At 60.9% G+C, this 22,271-nt stretch carries 20 protein-coding genes; 10 read left to right on the top strand and 10 right to left on the bottom strand.

Annotation, left to right across the window (positions count from 1 at the left end; genetic code table 11):
* Nucleotides 1-17 precede the first annotated feature (17 nt).
* Complete coding sequence (locus tag C501_RS12475; protein WP_018134386.1) at nucleotides 18-713, top strand: VOC family protein; 696 nt, start codon at nucleotides 18-20, stop codon at nucleotides 711-713.
* A gap of 60 nt (nucleotides 714-773) precedes the next feature.
* Here the strand turns inward: C501_RS12475 and C501_RS0104220 are convergent, their stop codons facing one another.
* The 3 genes from C501_RS0104220 to C501_RS12470 form a co-directional block, all read right to left on the bottom strand.
* Complete coding sequence (locus tag C501_RS0104220) at nucleotides 774-2,303, bottom strand: RNA polymerase sigma factor (RefSeq protein WP_083906535.1); 1,530 nt, start codon at nucleotides 2,301-2,303, stop codon at nucleotides 774-776.
* Between the two features lie 223 nt (nucleotides 2,304-2,526).
* Nucleotides 2,527-4,026 carry a DUF4192 family protein gene (locus tag C501_RS0104215; protein ID WP_083906534.1) on the bottom strand — a complete coding sequence of 500 codons (1,500 nt, stop codon included), beginning with the start codon at nucleotides 4,024-4,026 and terminating at the stop codon, nucleotides 2,527-2,529.
* Nucleotides 4,027-4,196: 170 nt separating this feature from the next.
* A complete protein-coding gene (locus C501_RS12470; protein WP_051064465.1) occupies nucleotides 4,197-5,186 on the bottom strand; it encodes a proteasome assembly chaperone family protein in 990 nt (329 codons plus the stop codon).
* A gap of 188 nt (nucleotides 5,187-5,374) precedes the next feature.
* On the opposite strand from C501_RS12470, the gene C501_RS0104205 reads away from it, so the two are divergent.
* From C501_RS0104205 to C501_RS0104190, 4 genes are all read left to right on the top strand, one after another.
* Complete coding sequence (locus C501_RS0104205; protein ID WP_026174594.1) at nucleotides 5,375-6,979, top strand: leucyl aminopeptidase; 1,605 nt, start codon at nucleotides 5,375-5,377, stop codon at nucleotides 6,977-6,979.
* A 215-nt stretch (nucleotides 6,980-7,194) separates the two neighbouring features.
* On the top strand, nucleotides 7,195-8,595 hold the full coding sequence (gene lpdA / locus C501_RS0104200) for a dihydrolipoyl dehydrogenase (protein ID WP_018134381.1): 1,401 nt from the start codon (nucleotides 7,195-7,197) through the stop codon (nucleotides 8,593-8,595).
* A 62-nt stretch (nucleotides 8,596-8,657) separates the two neighbouring features.
* Nucleotides 8,658-10,460 (top strand): 2-oxoglutarate dehydrogenase, E2 component, dihydrolipoamide succinyltransferase, encoded by a 1,803-nt coding sequence (sucB, locus tag C501_RS0104195; protein ID WP_018134380.1) that lies wholly within the window; start codon nucleotides 8,658-8,660, stop codon nucleotides 10,458-10,460.
* A 160-nt stretch (nucleotides 10,461-10,620) separates the two neighbouring features.
* Entirely contained in the window at nucleotides 10,621-10,974 is a 354-nt protein-coding gene (locus C501_RS0104190; protein ID WP_018134379.1) for a hypothetical protein, read from the top strand.
* 141 nt (nucleotides 10,975-11,115) lie between these two features.
* On the opposite strand, the gene C501_RS14810 is transcribed toward C501_RS0104190, so the two are convergent.
* Nucleotides 11,116-11,238 (bottom strand): hypothetical protein, encoded by a 123-nt coding sequence (locus tag C501_RS14810; RefSeq protein WP_281098854.1) that lies wholly within the window; start codon nucleotides 11,236-11,238, stop codon nucleotides 11,116-11,118.
* A gap of 213 nt (nucleotides 11,239-11,451) precedes the next feature.
* Here C501_RS14810 and C501_RS0104180 point away from each other — a divergent pair, with 213 nt between their 5' ends.
* Nucleotides 11,452-12,381 carry a TIGR01777 family oxidoreductase gene (locus C501_RS0104180; protein ID WP_018134377.1) on the top strand — a complete coding sequence of 310 codons (930 nt, stop codon included), beginning with the start codon at nucleotides 11,452-11,454 and terminating at the stop codon, nucleotides 12,379-12,381.
* A 37-nt stretch (nucleotides 12,382-12,418) separates the two neighbouring features.
* On the opposite strand, the gene C501_RS0104175 is transcribed toward C501_RS0104180, so the two are convergent.
* From C501_RS0104175 to C501_RS0104155, 4 genes are all read right to left on the bottom strand, one after another.
* A complete protein-coding gene (locus C501_RS0104175) occupies nucleotides 12,419-13,531 on the bottom strand; it encodes an ABC transporter permease (protein WP_018134376.1) in 1,113 nt (370 codons plus the stop codon).
* Nucleotides 13,528-14,481 carry an ABC transporter ATP-binding protein gene (locus tag C501_RS0104170; RefSeq protein WP_018134375.1) on the bottom strand — a complete coding sequence of 318 codons (954 nt, stop codon included), beginning with the start codon at nucleotides 14,479-14,481 and terminating at the stop codon, nucleotides 13,528-13,530. The genes C501_RS0104175 and C501_RS0104170 overlap by 4 nt, the downstream gene beginning before the upstream one ends.
* A gap of 106 nt (nucleotides 14,482-14,587) precedes the next feature.
* The gene (locus tag C501_RS0104160) at nucleotides 14,588-15,307 is read right to left on the bottom strand and encodes a response regulator (RefSeq protein WP_018134373.1); all 720 of its coding nucleotides are present in this window, start codon (nucleotides 15,305-15,307) and stop codon (nucleotides 14,588-14,590) included.
* Nucleotides 15,308-15,349: 42 nt separating this feature from the next.
* A complete protein-coding gene (locus C501_RS0104155; protein ID WP_018134372.1) occupies nucleotides 15,350-16,690 on the bottom strand; it encodes a sensor histidine kinase in 1,341 nt (446 codons plus the stop codon).
* A 139-nt stretch (nucleotides 16,691-16,829) separates the two neighbouring features.
* Here C501_RS0104155 and lipB point away from each other — a divergent pair, with 139 nt between their 5' ends.
* From lipB to C501_RS0104140, 3 genes are all read left to right on the top strand, one after another.
* A complete protein-coding gene (gene lipB / locus C501_RS0104150; RefSeq protein WP_018134371.1) occupies nucleotides 16,830-17,537 on the top strand; it encodes a lipoyl(octanoyl) transferase LipB in 708 nt (235 codons plus the stop codon).
* A gap of 56 nt (nucleotides 17,538-17,593) precedes the next feature.
* The gene (gene lipA / locus C501_RS0104145; protein WP_026174591.1) at nucleotides 17,594-18,586 is read left to right on the top strand and encodes a lipoyl synthase; all 993 of its coding nucleotides are present in this window, start codon (nucleotides 17,594-17,596) and stop codon (nucleotides 18,584-18,586) included.
* Between the two features lie 117 nt (nucleotides 18,587-18,703).
* Entirely contained in the window at nucleotides 18,704-19,495 is a 792-nt protein-coding gene (locus C501_RS0104140; protein WP_018134369.1) for a DUF4191 domain-containing protein, read from the top strand.
* Nucleotides 19,496-19,528: 33 nt separating this feature from the next.
* Here C501_RS0104140 and C501_RS0104135 read toward each other — a convergent pair whose 3' ends face one another.
* Entirely contained in the window at nucleotides 19,529-19,981 is a 453-nt protein-coding gene (locus tag C501_RS0104135) for an RDD family protein (protein WP_026174590.1), read from the bottom strand.
* 172 nt (nucleotides 19,982-20,153) lie between these two features.
* On the opposite strand from C501_RS0104135, the gene glnA reads away from it, so the two are divergent.
* Entirely contained in the window at nucleotides 20,154-21,578 is a 1,425-nt protein-coding gene (glnA, locus tag C501_RS0104130) for a type I glutamate--ammonia ligase (protein WP_018134367.1), read from the top strand.
* A gap of 458 nt (nucleotides 21,579-22,036) precedes the next feature.
* On the opposite strand, the gene C501_RS0104125 is transcribed toward glnA, so the two are convergent.
* Nucleotides 22,037-22,271 (bottom strand): integrase core domain-containing protein (locus C501_RS0104125; RefSeq protein WP_018133936.1); only part of this gene is annotated, 235 nt, incomplete at its 5' end.

The raw sequence follows: 22,271 nt of genomic DNA, 5'->3' as shown, positions 1-22,271 counted from the left end.
GGAGCGATGAAGGCTTGATGGAAAACGACACGCGCCCCCTGGTGGAGCAGAACTGCCTGACCGGCAACGAGACGCTTATCCCGGTTCTGCCTTGCCACGACGCCGCTGAGACTGCCGGGTTCTACAGTGCACTCGGCTTCAACACCGTCTGGGACCAGCGCAAGCCATATCTTTATCTCGCGTACGCCCTGGGGCGCATCGAATTGCATTTTGGCGCCCCACCTGCCGGTTTCGATCCAGAACGTGAGGATACCGGAGGTGCACTGATCATGGTGGATTCGATCACCCCGTATCATCGCGCATTCGCCGCTGGGTTGAAGCAGCATCTCGGCAAGGTGCCACAGCAGGGGCGTCCTAGGCTAACCAGGCTCCGGGATGGCGCCAAACGATTCACTCTGGTCGATCCGAGTGGTAACAATCTGATCGTCATCCAGCGCGATGAGCCGGCAAAGCTGGACTACGGCGGCTCACCGGAGTTAGCCGGGCTGTCCCGGGTGCTGGACAATGCGCGGATCCTGCGTGATTACAAGCAGGATGAGCTACAAGCGATCAGAGCGCTCAAGTCCGGCCTCAAACGACACGGGGCCGCAGCGAGCAGCGGGGAACGACAGGAAGCCTACCGAATGCTCGTCGAGCTCTCTGTGGACCTGAACCTCACCGTGAATGCCGAGCACTGGCGCAATGAGCTTGCCGCAGAGCCCGTGGAGAACTGAGAGTCCGCGGCCAAAGAAAAACTCCCTTGGTCAAGAACTGCAAGCCACTCCGCGTCTCGTTTAGTCGAGGTAATCGCGCAGCACCTGGGAACGCGATGGGTGGCGGAGTTTGGACATGGTCTTAGACTCTATCTGCCGGATGCGTTCGCGGGTGACCCCGTAGACCTTGCCGATTTCGTCGAGAGTCTTCGGCTGACCATCGGTCAGACCAAAGCGCATGGCGACTACGCCCGCTTCGCGTTCAGAAAGCGTATCCAGAACAGAGTGCAGCTGCTCCTGGAGCAGCGTGAAGCTTACCGCATCCGCCGGCACGACTGCTTCCGAGTCCTCGATGAGATCACCGAATTCGGAATCGCCGTCTTCGCCCAGTGGCGTGTGCAGTGAAATCGGTTCCCTGCCGTATTTCTGCACTTCGACGACCTTCTCTGGGGTCATATCGAGTTCCAGTGCGAGCTCTTCGGGAGTCGGTTCACGGCCCAGGTCCTGGAGCATCTGCCGTTGCACCCGGGCCAGCTTGTTGATGACTTCAACCATATGCACCGGGATACGGATAGTCCGAGCTTGATCCGCCATGGCGCGGGTAATGGCCTGACGGATCCACCAGGTGGCATAGGTGGAGAACTTGAAGCCCTTGGTGTAGTCAAATTTCTCTACCGCACGGATCAAGCCCAGGTTGCCTTCCTGGATGAGATCCAGGAAGAGCATGCCGCGCCCGGTGTACCGCTTAGCCAGAGACACCACGAGCCGCAGGTTGGCTTCGAGCAGGTGGTTCTTCGCACGCCGGCCATCGTGAATCACCCACTGGTATTCCCGCTTCAGCTTAGGAGATATCGAACCGTCATCGGTGGCCAGCTTCTCCTCGGCATAGAGCCCGGCCTCGATACGGAGGGCCAGATCGACCTCTTGCTCCGCGTTGAGCAGAGCAACCTTGCCGATCTGCTTGAGATAGTCCTTGACCGGGTCTGCTGTGGCTCCTGCCGACATAACCTGCTGCACCGGAGCGTCGTCATCGTCGGCATCGGAGAAGACAAAGCCGCTACCGGTGCCGCTAGCTACCGCAGTGGTTTCTTCGCCTTCAGCAGGGAGCTCGTTTTCAGCCGACTCCTGCGCACTGTCGACGACCTCGGTGCTGTTCTCGGCTTCAAGCTCGATGCTGCCGGTGGGTACTTCTACCGGCTCTGCCGCAGTCTGCTCTTTCTGAGCTTTTGCTGTCTTTGCCTTCGCAGTGGTTTTCGTAGCGGTCTTCTTGGCGCCCGTGCTGCTCGCAGCCTTCTTAGCACCGGTTACGGCCGCTGACGCGCTGCTCTTGGCAGCGGGGCTTTTAACAGCTGTGCTCTTCGAGCTGGCGCTCTTGGCCGTGGCGCTCTTCGTTGAGTTCGCGCTCTTCGAGCTGGCGCTCTTGGCCTTGGCCGTTTTCGAGGTCGCGGAGGACTGAGAAGCTCCGGACTGCTTAGCCCCTGACTTAGCAGCCGTTGCCGACGCCGAAGTCTTCCGAGTACGGGGGCTGCTCTTCGTCGCGGCAGATTCCTCGGACTCAGTTTTAGCGGTGCTGGTTTTCCGTGCAGTTGGAGACACTGATGACCTTTCCATACGACCCTTGTGGTGGTACCTGCGGGCAACACCACTATGACCCTGTCAAGTCCGCGTTGGTATTAACTACCTTCACAATCTGCAGGGTCCGTAGTTAAGACAACTCGCAGATGAGCCGAGATGTTCCCTCATGCGATGAAAAAATTGAGAGAAGCCTCGTTCAGGCAATCATGCGCGAACCCAACCGGGTCGTGCTGCCATTGTCGCATGGAACAGTCCTGCTTTAACAATTCGTGTCGACCTGTTGTGAGACGGTTCCGGAATGCTTTTCCTCAGCGGGCATCATCGTCGCCCATTGACTGACCAGACCATTATCGAAAAGTTGCTTGAACAGCACTGCCAATCGGTAGTCCGGGACCTGGCCCAATGCCGCCAGAAGGTAACCGCGGCAGTGGCCTCCACGTCCCCGACACCATTCCAACCAGGCCAAGATCGTCAAAGCCGCGGCCAGCGACTCACGTAGAGCAGCAGCAACTAACCCATACTCTCCTCGCTGCGCTAAGAACCTGCACATGAACTGCAGAGCCTCTATACATCGGAGCACTCTGGCGTGCTCGGGAGCCTGGCCGTTGAAGCATCGTTGTGCCTCGCTCACATTCAATCCGGCCCGGTCGCTCGAAATCCCGAAGAGCAGTTCTCCGAAACTCATCGGAAGGTTCTTTTTAGCGCTGGCGGACCCCCGGCTATGCGCTTCTGGACCTACCTCATCTGCATCTGCCCCGAAGTAGCCGGTCAGTGCGCCTCGACCGCCAGCCGTAGCGATCAGCACGGCATCACGTATAGCTCGGTCCCCCAGACTCGCGGCAAGGTAGCCCAGCAGTTGCGGATTGTCCTGGAACTTACGGTTACCGTTCAGGATGCCCTCCCAGAGGTCGAGCGCCTCTTGACGCCGTTGTTCAAGGGCGTTGAGGCTTTCAGTGAAGCACGGAGCAGCCTTCAAGAAGGCGACCTTAGCCGTTCTCCGGTAGCTCAAACTCAATCCCGGCCAGCCATTCAGCAGCTCATCGAGGACGTTCGGCTGCTGCTGCGATACTGCTCCATCTGACCGGTAGTCGCTCCCCTGGCTCATCAATGCCAGGTTGACCCGGCTCGTCCGGACCATTGCCAACGGATAGCCGCCCAACGGACAACAGCGCTCGTCACGGCATAGATAGTCTCTCCACCAACGGGCACCGACCCACCAGCTGCCCGTGAGGGAGTGCCCTTCGGAGGCTAAGGCGATGGCGAGCCCGGCCATGAAATCGTCATATCCGGGGTCCCTTTCATCCGCCCAGTCGATACCAGTGAATAACAACGCTGCCACCCCTGCCCCATCACCGGTTTCAGGACTAGCCGACCGGAGCGACCTCAGTTGGCGAATAATCTGGCTAATCACCGCGTTCACGGGGGAACCCTCCGGTGCACTCAACTTCGGCTTCACTGGTCGAGCACCGACACTGGGCGGAATATCCAAACGTAGACAGGCTGCGACCCGAGGCGGCTGGGCCCGGGAAGATGAAGACGCAGAGGGAATGTCCCCGGGGTTCTCTAGTACGAGCAGCACTATCGAAGACTCCGGCCAGAAACCCAGGAAGTGCGGTACACAGGCGATGAGGTCTTCTGGTGCTTCCGCGACAACCACGGGCGGGAGCTGGGAGCGGAGGCAACCCTCCTCTGTTGCCCGGGCGGCAGCGGCTCCGATTGCACTCTCAGTTTTTTTCTTTAAGGCTTCGGCTCTGTTCATCAATCCAGACTGATGCTTAAGAAACCGAGCAACCAGAGCCGCTCAATATAATGTGGACATTCAGGCCTGATAGAAGTACTGTGCAGGAAAAGTCCTGCACAGTACTTCTTAAGTCATCCGCCGATCAGCAGAACAGGTCTGCTTGTTCCGAGCCAGCTCCCGCCGCGGACTCAGGATTCCTCAGAAGGCTCCGAATCGGAGCTTTCTGATTCGTTGAGAGTCGCCAGGTAAGATTCGATATCCGCAGCCAGCTCTTCGACGTCAGGAAGTTCGTCTGCGGACCCTCCGGCAGCAAGCAGCGAGCGCGGAGCCTGTCCGGCGGTGCGCTCATCGTAATTCTGCTCTAACCGGCCCACCACACCCTGAACTTCAGCCGAAGCCTCGACCTGAGCAGTGATCTGCTGCTCCACAGCCCGCCCCGACTCCCGCAGCCGTTCGCTCGGGAGCATCAAAGCGGCCGCTGCCCCCAGGTACTCGAGGGCTGCGACAGCAGCACCGGGGTACTCGGCTTCGGCCAGATAATGCGGTACGTGCACAGCGTAGCCTGCGACATCTCTGCCGGCTTCGATGAGCCGCACTTCCAGAAGGTGCCCTATACCGGAGGGAAAATTCACCGTGGTCTGCCAGGAAGAAATACCCTGGATCAGCTCCGGTTGATTGCCGTGCACGGTCACCCCGATGGGCCGGGTATGGGGTACCGGCATCGGAATAGCGTGCACCCAGGCCACGAGCGAAACGTCCAACTGCTCCACTAGCCCGATCACGGCTGCGCTGAAGCGCTCCCACTGCAGATCCGGTTCATTGCCGGTCAGGAACAGAAAAGGCCTGCCTAAGCTGTCCAGCATCCGGTACAGCACAAGACGAGGCTGCTGGTAATCGGCAAGATGATCTTTGACGAAGCTGATCTGCGGTCTGCGGGAGCGGTAGTCTATGAGCTGATCCACATCGAAGATCGCAATGACTTCTGCTTGCAGCTGATCCAGCAATTCATCGGAAACCTGTCTCACAACCTGGCCCGCATCGGAGAATCCGGTGAAGCCCATGAGCAAAGGCAATCCCGACCAGTCGGCCTGCCCTATTGATTCTTCCTCCCACCACGCCTGGTTCATAGCGTAGAGCGACTCGGGATCCTTAAACGGCTCATACACAATATCTGACATCAGGCACCTCCTATTTCTCACTCTAATGGCCTTCAACGCATCCGGGTGGTCAGACATTCCGGCATTCCGCAGGTGCCCTCAGCACCGCGCGAGGCACTACGATCAGGAGGGAAGTCTATAGAGAGTCAGACGGGCGGGCGGAGCTCCCAACCAGCCCGGATCACGATGCGAGCAGTGAGGTTCACTTTATGCCTATGAACGATGTCGTTTCACTTCAAGTATCCGCAGCGGCAGCAAGATCGCTCCCCGGCGATGCGCTGGTGATCGCGGTAGCGAAAGGCCCGGACGGCCCGGTGCTGACGAGCCATCCGCTCGAACCGGCTGAGGCAGCCGCGCTCAGCGACTCCCTGGAGCTTCTCGGTGTCACAGGTGCCGCCGATGAGCTGCACCGGCTGCCCGGTCTTGACGGCGTGAAGGCTTCTGTTCTGGTACTCGTCGGATTGGGCCGGGTCACGGACACTCCCGATGCTGAGACCTTGCGCCGCGCAGCAGGGTCTGCTGTCCGTCAGCTGGCCGGCCTCAACCGGGTAGTCCTGGCGTTGCCAGCGCACGATGCAGCGCAGCTCACCGCAGTTGCAGAAGGCGCCGCACTGGGTGCCTACCGGTACAGCAAACCGCAGAGCAGCTCGGAAAAAGCACCTGAGGCCGCAGCTAAAGCGCAGAAGAAAGGCCCGGTGCGCGAAGTTGTCATCGCGAGCAAGGTCAACCAGCGCACTGCTAAGACCGCGCTGACTCGCGCTGAGATCGTCGGCAAAGCGGTCAACGCCGCCCGGACTCTGGTCAATGAGCCGCCGAACCGGCTGTACCCAGAGACTTTCGCCGAGGCGAGCCGGGAGTTGGCCAAGGGATTGCCGGTGAAGGTCACCGTCTATGACGAAAAGCGGTTGGAGAAAGAGGGCTATGGCGGTCTGATCGGCGTCGGGAAGGGGTCGGTCAACCCGCCTCGTCTGGTCAAGGTCGAGTACGCCCCCGCGAAATATGGGAAGCCTGGCAGCACTCAGCACGTGGCGCTGGTCGGCAAGGGCATCACTTTCGACAGCGGCGGCCTGTCGCTCAAGCCGCCGACGGGGATGACCACGATGAAATGCGATATGGCCGGAGCCGCCGCGATTCTGACCGCTACTCTGGCCGTGGCGGAACTAGGCCTGCCGATCCGAGTCACCGCATGGCTGTGCCTGGCCGAGAATATGCCTTCGAGCACCGCCGGCCGTCCGTCCGATGTCATCACCATCTTCGGCGGCAAGACTGTCGAAGTGCTCAACACCGATGCCGAGGGGCGCCTCGTGATGGCCGATGGCCTAGTCGCAGCATCTCAGGAACACCCCGATATGATCCTGGACGTCGCCACGCTGACCGGCGCACAGGCCGTCGCGCTCGGCAATCGCTACTCCGGGGTGATGGGCGATGAGAAGGTGAGCCGCCGCGTCCAGGAAGCCGCGGAAGCTGTCGGCGAGCTGTTCTGGATGATGCCCATTCCGGAAGAGCTGCGGCCGAGCCTGGATTCGAAGGTAGCCGATCTTGCCAATATCGGCGAGAGAATGGGCGGGATGATGACCGCGGCCGCCTTCCTCAATGAATTCGTGGGCACTGCGAAGAAGACGAAGCCGGCGAAAAAGGAAAGTGCAGGAAACAAGGAATCGGAAGAGGCTCAAATCCCCTGGGCTCATCTGGATATCGCCGGCCCCGCCTTCAACGAGGGCTCGCCCTATGGTTACACGCCCCAGCAGGGTACCGGAGTAGCAGTCCGGACGCTGTTGGGCTTCGTGGAGCGCATCGCTCCGCTCAATAGCTGATCTTCAGTCGACGTGTTCGTGCTGAGCCGTGAGTCTGCGGCTCAGCATCGGGCACGTGAATCGCAACACAAAGATCCGCTGACAACCTGTCACAGCTGGAGTGGCGGGATGTGGAACGCTAAGGTAAAAGCTGAGAAGTAACTTCATCTAGCGATCAATACGGTGGTGTACGGGAAAACCCGTCGAAGCCGGTTATGACAAGAGGGAGCGCCTACGTGAGCGACCAGGCAGCAGAGCAAGAATTCGACATTCTCATCCTCGGCGCGGGGAGCGCCGGCTACGCTGCTGCTCTGCGAGCGGTGCAGCTGGGCATGACCGTAGGCCTGGTGGAGAAGAGCAAGCTGGGCGGGACCTGTCTGCACAACGGCTGCATTCCGACCAAAGCCCTGCTGCACTCCGCCGAGCTGGCTGACCATGCCCGGGACTCCGCGAAGTACGGGATCAATGTCGAGCTCAAAGGCATCGACATCGATGCCGTCATCGCCTACAAGGACGGCATCGTCGCCGGTAAGTACAAGGGCCTGCAGGGTCTCATCAAGTCGAAGAAGAACATCACCGTCATCGAAGGCGAGGGCAAACTCACCTCGCAGGACACCGTCACCGTCTCGGACGCCGAGGGCAAGCAGACCGCTTACCGGGGTAAGAACATCATTCTCGCGTCGGGCTCCTACGCCAAGACGCTGCCCGGGCTGGAGATCGGCGGCCGAGTCATCACCTCAGACGCCGCACTGGAGATGGATTACATCCCGAAGAGCGCGATCATCCTGGGCGGCGGCGTGATCGGCTGTGAGTTCGCCTCGGTCTGGAAGTCCTTCGGCGTCGACGTCACCATTGTTGAGGGCCTGCCCTCCCTCGTACCGAATGAAGACGCGACAATTATCAAGAACCTGGAGCGGGCCTTCAAGAAGCGGGGCATCAACTTCTCCACCGGAGTCTTCTTCGACAAAGTCGAGCAGAACGACGACGGCGTGAAAGTCACGCTCGCCGACGGCAAGACGTTCGAAGCCGAAGTGCTCCTCGTCGCCGTAGGCCGCGGGCCGAGCACCGAAGGCCTGGGCTACGAAGAAGCCGGGCTGCCGATGGATCGCGGTTTCGTGCTCGCCAACGAGCGGCTACACACCGGTGTCGGCAATATCTACGCGGTGGGTGACATCGTCCCCGGCCTGCAGTTAGCCCATCGGGGTTACCAGCAGGGCATCTTCGTCGCCGAGGAGATTGCGGGCCTGAATCCGGTAGTAGTGCAGGACGTCAACATCCCCAAGGTCACCTACTGCGAGCCGGAGATCGCTTCGGTCGGCCTGACCGAGAAGGCAGCGCAGGAGAAGTTCGGCGCAGACAATGTTCAGAGCCAGGAATACAATCTGGCCGGCAACGGCAAAAGCTCCATTCTCGGTACCGGCGGCATCGTCAAGATGGTGCGGGAGAAGGACGGACCCATCGTCGGTGTTCACATGATCGGCGGCCGGATGGGTGAACAGGTGGGCGAAGCCCAGCTCATCGTCAACTGGGAGGCGTACCCGGAGGATGTCGCTCAACTCGTGCACGCTCACCCGACGCAGAATGAGTCGCTGGGTGAGACCGCATTGGCCCTCGCCGGCAAGCCTCTGCACGGCTGAGCCGCACCTAACCAGACCACGGATGAACAACGAACAGATGCTTGAAAAGGAACGGGGACGAGATGTCTGAATCCGTCAATTTGCCGGCTCTCGGTGAAAGCGTCACCGAAGGCACGGTGACACGCTGGCTGAAGCAGGTCGGAGACCGGATAGAGGTCGACGAGCCTTTGCTCGAGGTCTCCACCGATAAGGTCGACACGGAGATCCCCTCCCCCGTCGCCGGGGTGCTCGAGGAGATTCTGGTGGCTGAGGATGAGACCGCTGAAGTCGGCTCGCCTCTGGCCAAGATTGGTTCGGGCGAGAACAGTGAGCAGAGCAGATCCGCTGGCGATTCCGCAGCCGCTGCCGAAGATCCGGAACCGCAGGCGAGCTCCGCGCCCGCTGCGGAGGAGGACGCTCCTGCCGCAGAATCGGCTTCCGCGCACAGCGGCGAATCCACGCAGAACAGTGACTCCACGGAGTCCTCTCAGGACAGCCAGGAAGTCACGCTGCCGGCTCTTGGCGAAAGCGTCACCGAAGGCACGGTGACACGCTGGCTCAAGGCCATCGGCGATACCGTGGAGACCGATGAGCCGCTGCTCGAGGTCTCCACCGATAAGGTCGACACGGAGATCCCCTCCCCCGTCGCCGGAACCCTGCTCGAGATCAAAGTCGCTGAGGACGAGACCGCTGAAGTAGGCTCCGTCCTCGCGTTGATCGGCTCCTCCTCCGGCTCAGCTGCGGCCTCTGAGACTGAGAAGAAGTCCGAGCCTAGCGCTCCAGCAGCGGAGCCGAAAGCCGAGAAGAAGCCTGAGCCCGCGCAAGCAGCTCCGGCGCAGACCGCCGCAACTGAGCCGGCAGATCCGAAGTCCGTACCAAAGGAATCAACGGAAGAAGCTAAGGATTCCGGTAGCTCAGCCGGCGCCGGCTCCAACTACGTCACTCCCCTCGTCCGGAAACTGGCCAACCAGCAGGGCGTTGACCTGAGCAGTGTCAGCGGCACCGGCGTGGGTGGAAGAATCCGCAAGCAGGATGTGCTCTCTGTGGCTGAGGCCGCGTCGAGTCAGCAGGCTGCGCAGGCTTCTTCTGGTGCTGATTCTTCAGGTTCTTCAGGATCGGATTCTTCCGGTTCCGCCAAGGCGGCGGCCCCCGCATCTGCGCTCCGGGGCACCGTGGAAAAGGCTCCGCGTATTCGTCAGGTCATCGCCCGGCGGATGCGCGAGTCCTTGGATACTTCGGCACAGCTGACCCAGGTTCACGAAGTCGATATGACTCGGATCGCGAAGCTGCGCAATGCCGCGAAAAACACCTTCCAGGCGCAGAACGGCGGTGTGAAGCTGACCTTCCTGCCGTTCATCGCCAAGGCGGTGGCGGAAGCGCTCAAGCAGCACCCCAAGCTGAACGCGTCGTACGACGAGGAGAAGCAGGAAGTCACGTATCACGATGCCGAGCATCTGGCGATCGCGGTGGATACCGATCGCGGCCTACTGGTTCCGGTGATCTCCGACGCAGGTAATCTCAACTTGGCCGGAATGGCTGGGAAGATCGCCGATGTCGCGACACGGACCCGGAACAATAAGATCGGCCCGGATGAGCTTTCGGGCGGCACCTTCTCAATCACCAACTTCGGTTCGGTCGGAGCGCTTTTCGATACGCCGATCATCAATCAGCCTCAGGTGGCGATCTTGGGCGTCGGCACCATCGTCAAGCGCCCAGTTGTCGTACCCGGCGCTGAGGGCGAAGACACCATCGCGATCCGGCAGATGATGTACCTCTCCCTCACCTATGATCACCGTTTAGTCGATGGTGCGGACGCGGGCAGGTTCCTGCAGACGCTCAAAGCACGCCTGGAAAGCGGGGCTTTCGAGGCTGATCTGGGCCTCTAGAGGCGGTTCGCAGCATCAAGAGCTGAAGAGCTGAGGGTCGGATGTCATGAGAGTGACATCCGACCCTTAGTCATTTCCGGTGCACTGGCTGGCTTAACATCTCCAAAAAGATGCAGACATGCTGTCAGCAAGTTCTTTCTACATCCCGTAGAATGAGTTCATGGATTTTGTTAAATACTTTCTGGTCTTCTTACATATCCTGGGAGCCGCAGCGATCGTTGGCGCCTGGTTCGTGACCTTCAAGAAACCCACCGTCCTGCCAATTCAGCTCTGGGGCGCTATCCTGCAGTTAGTCACCGGCCTGGCACTTGTGGGCATCGCGGGCGCAACCCGGGATCCCAATATCAACTACATCAAGATCACCGTGAAGCTGGTGATCACCATCGCGGTTCTCATTCCGGCCATCATCGGTTACCGGAAAGCGCAGAAGGGCGAACCGGTCTCCACCGGCCTGGCCCACGCTGTCGGCGGAATGGCAGTAATCAACATCGCCGTCGCCACGCTCTGGAGCTGAACCGGAACGGCCCTACAGACAATAGAACGCCGAAGAGTTGGGCGCCTCCCGAAGATTCGGGAGGCGCCCAACTCTCTGTGTCTGAAGCAGTTAGATCATTCATCGCCACAACACAGTTGAGGATCGGGCTGAGTCCGTGGCTCAGAAGTCGACCGTGACGATGGTCCAGCAAAAAGCAAACAAAACGATCACCGCGAAACTCAGGGCGAAGAACGCCTTGCCCGAGGTGTTCTCCAAAGTCCCGGAAGCAAGAATTCCCATCATGATGACCGCAGGAAGGATGAAAAGGAACGATTGATCTGAAACCCACCGCACAACTTCCAAGACTGGCCTTCCGTATGATTTCCTCCTGCTGTTCCATGCCGAATGCCCTCGACAATGGCAGCAGGATTCGCTCAGAACACCCTACAGGAGAGCCTCTGAATTCCATATCCCGAGGCCATAGCCAGAAATCACTCAAGATGATCCAATGGAGGCATGCGGATACTGATCTCCGGAGCTTCCGGAATGCTCGGCACGGCAATAGCGAAGCTGGCCCGCAGCCACGGCCATGACGTCATAAGCCTCGTGCGCCGGGATTCGCACAGCCCCCAAGAAATCAGCTGGGATCCTTCTTCCGGCTCACTCGACCCCGTAGCACTCGAAGGCGTAGACGCGGTGATCAATCTCTCCGGCTCGCCCATCTTGGAACCACCGCGGCGTTGGACCAAGAATTTCATCGAGAACCTCTACGACTCACGGCTCGGCCCCACCCGCACCCTGGTCAAAGCCATGCACCAAGCCGCGAATCCGCCACGGGTGTTCCTGAGCCAATCCGGTAAGGATTACTACGGTCAAGGCGGCCCATACACCGAGTCCTCTCCAGCCGCTGAGTACGTGCAACAGCCCGGAGTACTCAACGATCTCTGCCTGCACTGGGAAGAAGCAGCTGAAGCTGCCCCGGAACAGACCCGTACCATCACGATGCGCACCGGAGTGGTCTTCGGCCCGCAAGGCGGGGCGCTGGCCAAACTCCTAACCCCTTTGCGGCTGGGCCTCGGCGGGAATCTGGGCAGCGGAGAACAGCACTGGCCCTGGATCGCACTGCCGGATCTCGCGGCGGCTGCGCTGTTTCTCTTAGATCCAGGATCCGAGGGCGCAGAAGTCCGTGGACCCGTAAACTTCTGCGCCCCCGAAGCCGCTACCGTTCAGCAGATCGTCAAAGCTCTCGGCACCGCCCTGAACCGGCCGACGTTCTTCACCGTACCGGCTTTCGCGCTGCGTGCCGGCCTGGGCAAAGCCGCAGATGAGGTGCTGCTCGCTGACACTGTGACAGTTCCAGCAGTACTCAGTGAAGCGGGCTTCGACTTCCGCTACCCCACGGTTACCGCAGCAGCGGACTGGATTGCCGCGGAGCTGCGCAGCTGACAGATCCAGACCCCGTACGAGCCCAGCCCGGTCCCGACTAGCCTCGGTTGGCTATGGCCTGCCGGAAGGAAACCCGGGCTCCGGTGCGCAGCAGCGAACTCCGGTAGAGCTTCGCGCCGAAAAGCAATGCCGCAGCAGTAGCCAGTATCACCACGGTCAAGGCGACGAATGGCTCCCAGAGCATCGCTTCCCCTGTGAAGAGCCGCAGCGGCATCGCCAGAGGAGCCGAGAAAGGCACATAGGAGAGAATCGTCATTACCGTGGGGTTGCTATTGAAGAAGATCACCAGGAAATACGGGAACAGGATCAGCATCATCGCCGGCGCTGTCGCGGACGCCAAGTCTTCCTGACGCGACACCAGCGCGGCTAATCCGGCATACAGCGCCGCGATCATGACGAAGCCGAAGATGAAGAAGACCACGAACCAGATCAGGCTCGGGCCGACCTGGCCGAAGAGATTGTTTTGCTGGCTGATCACCAGACCGGCTCCCGCAACGAGCACCGTCAGCAGCACCTGGGCGAACGCCAGGAGGCTGTTGCCGAGGATCTTTCCAGACATCAGCACCCGTGCACTGACCGTGGCGAGCAGGATCTCCACGACTCGGGTCTGCTTCTCTTCTACGACGCTCTGACCGATAGTCGTAGCGTAAGTGACCGTACTCATCATGAAGACCAGTGCGAACCCGAGCGCGACGAAGTAGCGCAGCATACCGCTCTGGTTATCGGCTTCCAGAACGGTGACGGCAGGCGATACGCTCAAGGCCGCGATCACCTCTGCCGGAGGCGAACCTTTGGCGATGACCGATACTCCCGGAATCGGGCGCCCCGGATCGGGCAGCACCACAGCATCCACCTCGCCGTTGAGCAGCTGTTCCCGCCCGGCGTCGGCATCGGCCACCGGAATGGCTACGAGTGAGGCCGATTGATCAACGACATCGGCTGCGGTACCCACCACAGCGACTCTGGTCTCACTGGTCTGGGAGCCCATCATGCCACCGAAAAGCACCCCGCCGAAGACCACCGCCAAGGTGATCAGCGCGGAGAGGATAAAAGCCTTGCTGCGCAGCCTGATCCGGATCTCGCGTTCTGCGACGATCCACACCGACTGGGGTGCGCTCATGGTGTCTGCGTCCATTCTGGTCGTACTCATGCGATGACCTCCTTGAAAATCTCTGCGAGCGTCGGCTGCACCGGCGCGAATCGCCGCACCTCCGAGCGTCGAGCCGCCTCGGCGAGAACCCGCTGAGCGGCCTCGGAAGGTGCCTCGAACCGGGCGTACCCGCCATCGAATTCGGCGACCTGCACCCCTGGCTCCTGACGAATCCAGCCGATGTCCCCCGCCACCTCGATCTCATAGGCGGATCCCGAATACTCGGACCGCAATGCTTCCCGTGAGCCGGCGGCGCGGATCGTGCCATCCGCCAGGATCACCACATCGTCGCAGAGCCGCTCGACGACATCGAGCTGATGCGAGGAGAACAATACGGGGACTCCCGTCCGGGCGTAGTCCTGCAGTACTCCCAGAACGGTTTCAACAGCCACCGGGTCCAGGCCGGAGAACGGCTCGTCGAGCACCAGGAGCTCGGGGTCATGGATCAGAGCTGCCGCGATCTGAACCCGCTGCTGATTTCCAAGTGACAACTTCTCCACGAGGTCTTTGATCCGCTCGCTGAGCCCGAGCCGTTCGATGAGTTCCGCCGTTCGGCTCTTGGCCTCGGCGGGGCTTAGCCCGTGCAACCGGCCGAAATACTCCAACTGCTCGCCCACCTGCATTTTGGGATACAAGCCACGTTCCTCCGGCATATAGCCGAAGCGCCGCCGCGCAGCGGTCTGCGGTTCTTCACCACCGAAGCTGACCTCGCCCCGGTCCATGCTCAGGACGCCCAGGATGATCCGCATCGTCGTAGTCTTACCGGCCCCATTGGCTCCTACGAACCCAGTGAGCCGTCCGGGTTGAACGCTGAAGCTGACGTCTTGTAGCACCGGCCGGCCGTTGAAAGCACGGGTTACTCCTTCCAGCGTGAGGGTTTTACCCCCTTTTTCGACGCCCCTGGGCCTGGGCTCTGGGCTGCTGAGGTGCGTCTCGTCCTGTGTCTGCATGCTGTCAGACTATGCGCCCGAACGCTTCATCTGCATCCGGCGCAGGAGTGATTTACCGCCTCCCCCGAAAGGAGGAGAGCCGGCCGGAACTGCATCCGGTGCAGACCTAGGCCTCGCCCAAGTCGAGGCCGTGCTCATAAGCGAAGATCACCGCATGAACCCGGTCTCGCAGCCCCAGTTTCATGAGCATCTTCGAAACGTGCGTCTTCACGGTCGCTTCGCCCACGAAAAGCGCTTCCGCGATCTCAGCATTCGACAATCCGTGCGCCACATAACGGAGCACTTCGGCCTCTCGCTCGGTCAGCAGTTTCAGTGCATCCACATCACTATTGGCGCTGGATTGTCTACTGACCGCCCGCCGGATGACTCGTCGAGTCACCTCAGGCGCCAGGAGCGATTCTCCCGCCGCGGCCTGCCGAATGCCTTCGATGAGCCGCTCGGGGCTGGTGTTTTTCAGGAGAAACCCGCTTGCCCCCAGGGTCAGCGCGGCGAAAAGATAGTCGTCTCGATCGAAAGTAGTCAGCATCAGCACCGCGGGCCGCTGCGGGAGCCCTGCTAACCGCCGGGTGGCCTCAAGGCCATCCATCCCCGGCATCTGTACATCCATGCAGACGACGTCGCAGTCGATCATCGTCAGCTCGTGCAAGGCCGTCTGCGCATCAGCGGCATCACCGACTACTTGGAAGCCGGGTTCGGTCTCCAGGATCACCCGGAATCCGGTCCTTACCAGACCTTGATCATCGACCAGGTAGATCCGGATCGGTGCAGCGCCGGGCGCTGCGGGGTCGGGCAATGCGTTGCTGGGCTCAGGCGTTCGCTCGGCCATCACAGGTCACCTTTCATGGGTGCGATGCTTTCAGACAGCACCTCAACCACTTTCATCTGCCTTGGCTGGAAGCCTGGCGCGTACTAGAAAACCGCCCCTGTTCTTCGGCCCCGTCGCAAGCTCCCCGCCAACAGCGTGGACGCGCTCGCGCATCCCCCTGAGTCCCAAGCCGCCCAGAGTATCCGATGCTGCTGCTCGGCTGTTCTGGCCGCCGTTATCGCTGACCTCGACCTCGACCTCATCGGTGAGGTAGCGCACTGAAACTCTTGCAGAAGCGCCGTAGCCGGTATGCTTCCGGATGTTGGTCAGCGCTTCCTGCACGACCCGGTATGCCGTGTAATGAACCAGCTGAGGGATATCCCGGGGCTGCCCGACAATACGCAATTCCACCTCTTGGCCCACCGCTCTGGTCTCCGACACCAGATTCTCCAGGTGTTCGATCCGCAATGCGTTGAGCGCCTCCCCCACCTCCGCCGGTGCCCCTGCGATCTCCAGGTGGTCATCCTTACGCAGCGCGGTCAAGAGGATGTGAAGCTCTTCGATCGCTTTCCGAGCACTTTTCTCCACCGATATCAGCGGCTGCTCAGCGCGTTCCGGCGATACCGCAAGCAGCCGGCGCGCGGCAGCAGCCTGGATACCCATGGTGGATACATGATGCGCCACGATATCGTGCAGTTCCCGGGCTATTCGGACCTGCTCCAGGGCCACCGCCTGCTGCACATTCCGCTCCCGGGCAGCAGCGAGCTCTGCTGTTCTGACCGTGAGTTCAGCATCCCGTACCGCTGATCGGAAAGCGGCCTCTCCGAAGAAAAAGGCAGCACCGAAGTACAACAAGTTCATCAGGATCGAGATGAGGCCCCAGGCCCAGAATTCAGAGACGCCCAGAGACGCCACCGGATTGGCCTGGTTCATCATTTGGAGACCGAGAGTCCCCAGAAGCCACCCGAACATGCCGATGATGATGGCCAGCCGCAACCAGAAAGCGGCTCTGCGATGCCGGGCCCAGGCACCTATCGAATAGAAGGCCAGGAAGACCACGATATTGCTGAAAATCTGCTCAGGAAGTCCGGCCAGCTGCCCCGCCACGAAGGTTACGGTCACGATCAAGCCGACGATCATCGGAAACCGTCTCCGCCAGCTCAAGGGCAGAGTCAGCAGAGGCGCCCAGAGCAGGGGGTACCACCACGTCTCGGCCCCTCCCCCGAGGAAACCAGCCCGGGTGTAGAGCCAGTTGCTCAGCAGCGCTCCAGCGAGCAGTGCGAGAGCGACTACCGCGTCACGGCGGAGGTACCCGGGAGCTGGCCGCGGCCGCTGCCAGTCCCAGCGATTGTCGCTATAACGGCTTCCTTCTGAGGTGCGCGGGCGCCAGCGGAGTTCAGCCATGGCACTTACCTTAGTCGGCTACGGCCTGCCTAGCCCGCTGTGACGCGACGTCTTGAACCTCTCCTGCGCTTCCCCTCGAGCTGTAGCGGGACGTATCAGCAATTGGGGTCAACGCCCCTCAGAGGACTACGCTGGAGTCATGACACTCGAGTTCTCTGACCTTGGGTTCGCCCCTGACTATGTCGATTATCGTCAGGCATGGCACAGGCAACGCGAATTGCATGATGCCGTCGTCGCCCGTACCGCCCCGGATACCATACTCCTTCTGGAGCACGCCTCGGTCTATACCGCGGGAAAGCGGACCGAAGCGCATGAACGCCCCTTCGATGGCACGCCCGTCGTCGATGTCGACCGCGGCGGGAAACTCACCTGGCACGGGCCCGGGCAGCTCGTCGGATATCCGATCATCAGGCTCCGCGATCCGCACGCCATTCGTGAGTATGTGACGATTCTGGAAGACGTCCTGATCGCGACTCTCGCCGAGTACGGTGTCACCGGGGAACGCGTCGAGGGCAGAGCGGGGATCTGGTTGCGCGCAGACACTACGGAAAACGACTCGCTCAAGAGCCAGGATCGCAAGATCGCCTCGATCGGCATCCGGGTGCACAATGGCGTCGCGATGCACGGCTTCGCCCTGAATTGCAATAATGATCTGGCACCTTTCGCTCAGATCATCGCCTGCGGGATCAGCGATGCCGGAGCCACGACGATCAGCCGGGAAACCGGCCGTGATGTGAGCCCTGCCGAAGCAGCCGCCGTGGTCCGGCGCGAAGTGGCTCTGCGTGAAGCAGAGCTCATAGGCCATGCAGCAGCAGATCAGACCCTTCCCGAAGGAGCGCTTTCGTGAGTGCCACCCCTCCCCTCGACCCCAGCAGCGCACCGGTAGTTCCCGAAGGCCGCCGGATGCTGCGCGTAGAAGCCCGCAACGCCCAGACTCCGGTGGAGCGCAAACCCGCCTGGATCAAGGCCAAAGTAGAGATGGGCCCGGAATACGTCGGCCTGAAGAACCTGGTGCGCAAAGAAGGCCTGCATACCGTCTGCGAAGAAGCCGGCTGCCCCAATATCTTCGAGTGCTGGGAAGACCGGGAAGCGACGTTCCTGATCGGCGGAGCGCAGTGCACTCGGCGCTGCGACTTCTGCCAGATCGACTCCGGTAAACCATCACCGCTGGACCGCTTCGAGCCGACCAAGGTGGCGCGCAGCGTGCAGTCCATGAATCTGCGCTATGCCACTGTCACCGGCGTCGCCCGGGATGATCTCGAAGATGAGGGCGTATGGCTCTATGCCGAGACCATCCGCAAGATCCATGAGCTCAATCCGGGCACCGGAGTGGAGATCCTAATCCCGGATTTCTCCGGCAAACCGGAGAATATCCAGGCGATTTGTGAGGCCGAGCCCGAGGTCTTCGCGCACAATGTGGAGACCGTGCCCCGCATTTTCAAGCGGATCCGGCCGGCTTTCCGGTACGAGCGCTCCCTGGATGTCATCACCCAGGGTCACGAGTTGGGCATGGTGACCAAATCGAACCTGATCCTGGGCATGGGCGAAACCCGTGAGGAGATCTCCGAGGCCCTGCGGGATCTGCATGAGGCCAAATGCGATCTCATCACCATCACGCAGTACTTGCGCCCCAGCGAGCGGCATCTGCCGGTTGACCGCTGGGTCAAGCCGCAGGAGTTCGTGGAGATCCGCGATGAAGCAGAAGAGCTCGGTTTCCTGGGTGTGATGAGCGGGCCGTTGGTGCGATCCTCCTATCGGGCGGGGCGGCTCTGGGCGACCGCGATGCGCAAGAAGGGCCGGGACATCCCCGCCGAATTAGCGCATATCGCCGAAGGCATCGAGGAATCCGGCAACACCCGGCAGGAAGCAGCCAGCCTGCTGCAAGCTCAGAGCTGATCAGCACCCGGTAGCTTTCTTCCTTTTTTCGAACATCACCCGGTAGCTGCCGGGTGATGTTCTTTCTGAGCGGAGGCGGGCGCCCGGCATCCATGCAGCGGATAGAATAGAGACACTATGGCCAAGAATTCCGATCCCCGCCCCCACTCTGCCGAACAAGCCCCTCAGGAGCGCAGAGGCCTCCTGCGGCGCAAGCCCCAAAACGAGCAGGCTGCAGGCAAGACGAAGCAGCCGAAGAAACCGGGCCGCTTCAAGCAGATGGTGGAGATCTTCAAGATGACCCGCCGCCACGACCCGTCCGTGGTGTGGCTGATGCTCCTGGTCTTCTTCGGTGCGATAGCGGTCAGCCTGGCGATCGGCCAGTTCGTCTTCAACGGGAACTGGATCACGGGCCTGATCATCGGCATCCCGCTGGGTCTGCTGGGGGCGATGATCGTTCTCTCCCGACGCGCTGAGCGCGCGGCCTTCGCGCAGATCGAAGGGCAGCCCGGAGCTTCTGGGGCCGCTTTGAGCACCTTGCGCCGGGGCTGGATCGTCGAGGAACAACCGGTGGCGGTCAATCCGCGGAGCCAGGATGCGGTCTTCCGCGCTATTGGCCGGGCCGGCGTCATTTTGGTGACCGAAGGGCCGTCGCACCGGGTCAAGAGCCTGGTGCAGTCCGAGCAGAAACGGCTCTCCCGGATTCTGCCCAATGTGCCCATTCACGTGATCGAGAGCGGGCGCGAAGAGGGGCAGGTGCCGATCAGCAAAGTCACCAAGGCCATGCGCAAGCTCAAGAAGCAGCTGACCAAGGCCGAGGTGAACGCGATCTCCAAGCGCATCGCCTCGCTCGGCACCAAGCTGCCGATCCCCAAGGGAATCGACCCTTACAAGGTGCGCCCGGACCGCAAGGCCGCCCGCGGCCGGTAAGCCAATAAGCAGCCAGAAGCACGCTTCGGCCGTCTAGCGACGCAGCAGAACCGTTCCTCTGGCCCGATCATGCAGGCCACGATGGTCAGCGTCGACGATGATCACTGGCAGCACGAGAAGCAGCAGTACAGCCCGTACGAGAGCCGCTAAGGGACCCGCTGGCCGCAGCTCCTTGCCGTCCGGCGAAAGCCGCACGACATGAATATTCATTACCCGGTGCCCGATGCTGTACCCGAGGGTGCCGATGAGCAGAACCTGTTCCAGGAAGAAGATCGCGCTGGTGGCCCAGGGATTGCCGTCGAACAGAAACCCGCTGATGAGCATCGCGATGGCCCAGTCGATGCAGATCGCCACGATCCGCCGCCCCGCCCGGGCGATCGAGCGGGGGCCGCTTTGCGGCAGCCCGAGGCGCTCCCCCGGATACTTCGAAAGATGCGAGGCGTCCGGGCCGGACATCCATGAGCCTAGATCGCTGCGATTCACCACTTCACCAGGATACCGGTGTTCGACTTGACGACCATCGCTGCCTCGAGTTGCTGGCCGGTAACCTGCCAGAAACGTTCCAGATATGCCTGGGAAATCGCATCTGCTTATGCTAATAACAGCTAACGGCGAGATCCTCGCTGTGGCTCGATGTCGAGATGCTGAAGGAGCATAGATGTTCAAGAACGCGGACGAGGTCCTCAAGTTCATCAAGGACGAGGATGTGAAATTCGTCGATATCCGGTTCACTGACCTGCCAGGGGTGCAGCAGCACTTCAACGTCCCGGCAGAGACGGTGGACGAGGACTTCTTCGTCAACGGGCAGCTGTTCGATGGTTCTTCCATCCGCGGCTTCCAGGGCATCCACGAATCCGATATGCAGCTCATTCCGGATCCGACGACGGCTTACCTGGACCCGTTCCGGCTCGAGAAGACTCTGGCACTGAATTTCTCCATCGTCAACCCGCGTACGGGCGAACCGTACCACCGCGATCCGCGTGGAGTCGCCGAGCGCGCTGAAGCCTACCTCGCCTCCACCGGCCTGGCCGATACGGCGTTCTTCGCTCCGGAGGCGGAATTTTACGTTTTCGATAATGTCCAGTACGCCTCCAACCCTCAGGGCTCTTTCTACAAAGTGGATTCCATCGAAGCCCCCTGGAACACTTCCCGTGCGGAAGAAGGCGGAAACCTGGGCTACAAAACCCCGTTCAAGGGCGGGTACTTCCCCGTAGCTCCCCAGGATCATGCAGCAGATCTGCGAGATGCCATGGTCGTCGCGCTCAATGCATCCGGGCTCGAGGTAGAGCGCGCGCATCACGAAGTAGGCGCTGCAGGGCAGGCCGAGATTAACTACAAGTTCTCCACCCTGGTCAACGCTGCTGATGATCTCCAGAAATTCAAGTACATCATCAAGAACACCGCCTTTGAGTGGGGCAAGTCTGCCACGTTCATGCCCAAGCCGATCTTCGGCGACAACGGATCGGGCATGCACTGCCATCAGTCGCTCTGGAACAACGGAGAGCCGCTGTTCTACGACGAGAAAGGCTATGCCGGCCTGTCCGATATGGCCCGCTGGTATATCGGCGGTCTACTCAAGCACGCTTCCGCAGTACTGGCCTTCACCAACCCGACCATCAACTCCTACCGTCGTCTGGTCAAGGGGTTCGAAGCTCCGGTCAATATGGTCTATTCGCAGGGCAACCGGTCCGCAGGGATCAGGATCCCGATCACCGGGACCAACCCCAAGGCAAAGCGCATCGAATTCCGTGCACCGGATCCCTCTTCCAACCCTTACCTGGCCTTTGCCGCCCAGCTCATGGCCGGTTTGGACGGGATCCGCAACCGGATCGAGCCGCCCGCTCCGGTGGATAAGGATCTCTACGAGCTGCCGCCCGAGGAGGCTCAGGACATTCCCAAGGCGCCTGCTTCACTGGAGGAGGCCCTCGCCGCGCTGGAGACCGATAACGAATTCCTCCAGGCCGGTGACGTCTTCACCCAGGATCTGATCGACACCTGGATCGAGTACAAGCGGGAGAATGAGATCAAGCCGCTCTCACTACGGCCGAACCCCTATGAGTTCGAACTGTACTACGGCGTGTAAGGTCGCCCTCCGGGGCGCTACCAGCCGTACGAGCGTGTAGAACGAATAACGCTCGGCTAGGGGAAGAGGTAGGGGCTGTGACTGGAGAGTCACAGCCCCTACCTCTTTTTCGCCTTCTAGCGGTATTGAGAGCTGGAGGTTAGTGACACCTTGTTCTTACCCAGACGCTGGCGGCCACCTATTAACTCCGCTGTGAAGCCGGCGGTAGTTATCGTTGGATGTTCCAAACCGTGATCACGGATGAGCGGGGCATCATCGCTGGTAAATTTGCGGGCTTAGAGTAGCTCCTCAACCAGGGACTTTGATAACGCTCCACTTCCCGTTATGGCGAGGAGTGTACGGTTTGATCTTCTGGTGTCGCGTTCTTGATCGGCGGACAATCGGGCGTCAACAACATCACACCCCGCAGCACCGGGGGGTCTGTCCCGGGTTTGGTTGACAGTTGGGGTTTGGGGTGATCAGGCCGCTTTCGCGTCCGTGTAGATCGTCTCAAACTCTACGGGAGTGAGTTTGCCGAGGCCGCGTTGCCGGCGTCTTCGGTTGTACTTCGTTTCGATCCAGGAAACGATCGGGAGGCGGAGGTCAGCGCGAGTGTTCCAGCATCTCGTGTTGAGCACGTTCTTCTGAAGCAGGCTGAAGAAACTCTCCATGCTCGCGTTATCGCCAGCTCCGTAGGACCGGCCCATGGAGCCG

The sequence above is a fragment of the Acaricomes phytoseiuli DSM 14247 genome, assembly GCF_000376245.1.
Lineage (GTDB): Bacteria > Actinomycetota > Actinomycetes > Actinomycetales > Micrococcaceae > Renibacterium > Renibacterium phytoseiuli.
The sequence above is the reverse complement of the archived record's forward strand: the minus strand, read 5'-3'. Positions and strand labels throughout refer to the sequence as shown.

Coding starts and splice junctions, on each gene's coding strand:
- C501_RS0104175 (WP_018134376.1), bottom strand. CDS start 13,531: ATGAGTACGACCAGAATGGACGCAGACACCATGAGCGCACCCCAGTCG.
- glnA (WP_018134367.1), top strand. CDS start 20,154: ATGTTCAAGAACGCGGACGAGGTCCTCAAGTTCATCAAGGACGAGGAT.
- C501_RS0104215 (WP_083906534.1), bottom strand. CDS start 4,026: ATGAACAGAGCCGAAGCCTTAAAGAAAAAAACTGAGAGTGCAATCGGA.
- C501_RS0104160 (WP_018134373.1), bottom strand. CDS start 15,307: ATGGCCGAGCGAACGCCTGAGCCCAGCAACGCATTGCCCGACCCCGCA.
- lipA (WP_026174591.1), top strand. CDS start 17,594: ATGCTGCGCGTAGAAGCCCGCAACGCCCAGACTCCGGTGGAGCGCAAA.
- C501_RS12470 (WP_051064465.1), bottom strand. CDS start 5,186: ATGTCAGATATTGTGTATGAGCCGTTTAAGGATCCCGAGTCGCTCTAC.
- C501_RS12475 (WP_018134386.1), top strand. CDS start 18: ATGGAAAACGACACGCGCCCCCTGGTGGAGCAGAACTGCCTGACCGGC.
- C501_RS14810 (WP_281098854.1), bottom strand. CDS start 11,238: ATGATGGGAATTCTTGCTTCCGGGACTTTGGAGAACACCTCGGGCAAG.
- C501_RS0104180 (WP_018134377.1), top strand. CDS start 11,452: ATGCGGATACTGATCTCCGGAGCTTCCGGAATGCTCGGCACGGCAATA.
- C501_RS0104140 (WP_018134369.1), top strand. CDS start 18,704: ATGGCCAAGAATTCCGATCCCCGCCCCCACTCTGCCGAACAAGCCCCT.
- C501_RS0104155 (WP_018134372.1), bottom strand. CDS start 16,690: ATGGCTGAACTCCGCTGGCGCCCGCGCACCTCAGAAGGAAGCCGTTAT.
- lipB (WP_018134371.1), top strand. CDS start 16,830: ATGACACTCGAGTTCTCTGACCTTGGGTTCGCCCCTGACTATGTCGAT.
- C501_RS0104205 (WP_026174594.1), top strand. CDS start 5,375: ATGCCTATGAACGATGTCGTTTCACTTCAAGTATCCGCAGCGGCAGCA.
- sucB (WP_018134380.1), top strand. CDS start 8,658: ATGTCTGAATCCGTCAATTTGCCGGCTCTCGGTGAAAGCGTCACCGAA.
- C501_RS0104170 (WP_018134375.1), bottom strand. CDS start 14,481: ATGCAGACACAGGACGAGACGCACCTCAGCAGCCCAGAGCCCAGGCCC.
- C501_RS0104220 (WP_083906535.1), bottom strand. CDS start 2,303: ATGGAAAGGTCATCAGTGTCTCCAACTGCACGGAAAACCAGCACCGCT.
- C501_RS0104190 (WP_018134379.1), top strand. CDS start 10,621: ATGGATTTTGTTAAATACTTTCTGGTCTTCTTACATATCCTGGGAGCC.